We start from the raw sequence: 2,313 nt of genomic DNA on the forward strand, positions 1-2,313 counted from the left end.
CGGCGCCGAGTCGGCAAAACGAAGAGCGGCCGGGCTCCACTGCGCAACGCCCCAGTGCGGCGCAGCCCGGAACGGCCGGTCCTGCGCCCGCAGAAAATCGAGCGTCGACCGGAAGCCAGAACGCCGAACGACCGCCTGTCGATTCCGACAATCGGCGGATCGCCGATACGGTGCGCGAGCGTGTCGAACGCAAAGAGATTCGGCCCGAGCAGAATCTGGGCGTCTCCGTATCGGTCGGCGCTGCGCTGCCGTCTCGTGTGCATCTCCAGCCGCTGCCTCGCGACATTGCTRCCATCAGGCCGCAATACCGCGATTATCGCTACACGGTCTCCGATCGGGAGATCATCATTGTCGACCCGCGCAGCAGGCGCATCGTCGAGGTGATCGAGCGGAGTGGCGGCCGAGCAGGGACCGTCGATATCTACGCTGTTTTCGAAACCCGGCGCGATGTAAGGCGTTGGCGCCGGCCGGGTGAGATCGTCTTTCGGCAAGGGGTCATCCTGCCCGAGAGCGCGCCTTTCTATGACCTTCCGGTCGAGCTGGTCGAAGGCCATCCAGATTGGCGCGGGTATCAGTATGTCATGACGGAGAGCGATGAAGTCGCGATCATCGAGCCGGGGACGCATCGCATCGTCGAGGTCGTCGACAAGAGCGCGTCGCGGTCGGCCTCCGCAGCTCCAAAAACCACCGGCGCGCTCTCTGGCCAGGCGCAGCATTCCGGTGATCGACATGACATCGCGCGAATCATCTTGGGCAACGCCAAACCAGGTGAGGTTCAGGGAATCGATGGCCTGCGGGGAGCCGTCCTGCCAAGTCAGGTCGTCCTTCATCCGCTTCCCCCCGAGGTGGAGGAGCGCGACCAAAGGCTTCGCGGCTACCACTATACGCTTATCGGCGACGATGTCCTGATCGTCGAGCCCCAGAGCCGCGAGGTCGTTGACATCATTGAATGACCGATGATGCCATGCGGCAATCGATGCGCCCACATCGATTGCCGCATCCGCTCCCCCAGATAGCGTCTGCCCACTCGTGCTGCTGTTCGGCTTCCCGGACGAGCAAATCCTGGCTCAACCGCTCATCATAGCGATGCTCGCGGCGCCGATCCTGATCCAGGTCTATTTTAACTCGGGCCTCGCCTATCTTTCAACCGCATGACCGGCGAGGCGCATTGCGTGGGCCGGGCCGGGCTCTGATCGGCGCGAGCAATTTCTTCGAACTCGCGGCGGTTCCCTGGGAAGAACGAGGCGGCACTGCGGTTGAGGCAGCGCCTGTACGCATTGGCTTCGGCAAGCCGCCTCGTCGACAGTACGATCAACTCTGCGTTCAGCGGCACGTTCACGCACCACTGACAGCCTGCGCGCAGTTCAACGTCAGAACGCCGCAGACATCGGGTCCGGCCCGATCCGGCCATCGGACCGATCCAGGCCGTTCACGGCGGCGATATCCTGCTCATCGAGTTCGAAGCCGAAGACATCGAAATTCTCCGTGATCCGGCTCGGAGTAACCGATTTTKGGTCACGATCAGGCCGCTGTCGATGTGCCAGCGGATGATGATCTGAGCCGGGGTCTTCGCATGCTTCCTCGCGATCTCGCCCATGACGGGATCCTCGAGAAGCTGGCCCTGCCCCAGTGGGCTCCACGATTCCGTCGCGATGCCGCGTTCGGCATGCGCCTCGCGAAGTGCCTCTTGCTGGAGCGCGGGTGAAGCTCGATCTGATTCAAAACGGGCTTCTCGCCGGTGTCCCGGGGAGCCGATCGAGATGTTCGGTGGTGAAGATCGAGACGCCGATCGACTTGGCTCGGCCTTCCTGCTTCAACCGAATGAAGGCCTTCCAGATATCGACGTAGAGATCACGGCTCGGGGCCGGCCAGTGGATCAAGTAGAGATCGACATAGTCGAGGCCGAGGCGCTGAAGGCTGGCATCGAACGCCTGAGGGTGGAATCGAAGCCCTGGTCGGCGTTCCAGAGCTTGGTCGTAATGAAGAGGCACGGCGAAAATCGCCAGAATATGCTGGAGCCGCACGCAGCGCTGGAGCTGCCGTGCGTCCAAGGGGCCCGCCAAGCCGCAGACGAAGCCTTGCGCGAAATGGTCTGAGAACTGCCGCCTGGGCCGGGCTAAGGTCGCCCTCAGCGTCTCAGTCGTGATGCGAGCCGGTCGATCTGGCTGCGCTGGATGGAACTCCCGTCTTGCAAACTGTTGTTTCTAGAGTTTCGCCGCGCTCGTCCAGCAGTTTCCAGCGCTTCAATTCTGACTGGAAATAGTACGTCGGCAGCCCGGCTTCCATTGGCATCAGTTTTTGCTGGTCCAGGAT

At 62.4% G+C, this 2,313-nt stretch carries 1 protein-coding gene and 2 pseudogenes; 2 read left to right on the top strand and 1 reads right to left on the bottom strand.

The window, feature by feature from the left end; genetic code table 11:
- Window positions 1-170: 170 nt before the first annotated feature.
- A complete protein-coding gene (locus AC1D34_RS36775; protein WP_476826928.1) occupies window positions 171-953 on the top strand; it encodes a DUF1236 domain-containing protein in 783 nt (260 codons plus the stop codon).
- 73 nt (window positions 954-1,026) lie between these two features.
- Window positions 1,027-1,222 (top strand): annotated as a pseudogene (locus tag AC1D34_RS36780) (arsenical-resistance protein); the annotation flags it as partial.
- A gap of 148 nt (window positions 1,223-1,370) precedes the next feature.
- On the opposite strand, the pseudogene AC1D34_RS36785 reads toward AC1D34_RS36780, so the two are convergent.
- Window positions 1,371-1,987: pseudogene (locus tag AC1D34_RS36785) on the bottom strand (aldo/keto reductase); the annotation flags it as partial.
- Window positions 1,988-2,313: the final 326 nt, after the last annotated feature.

It is taken from the genome of Allobosea sp. P1_A7, from assembly GCF_056406775.1.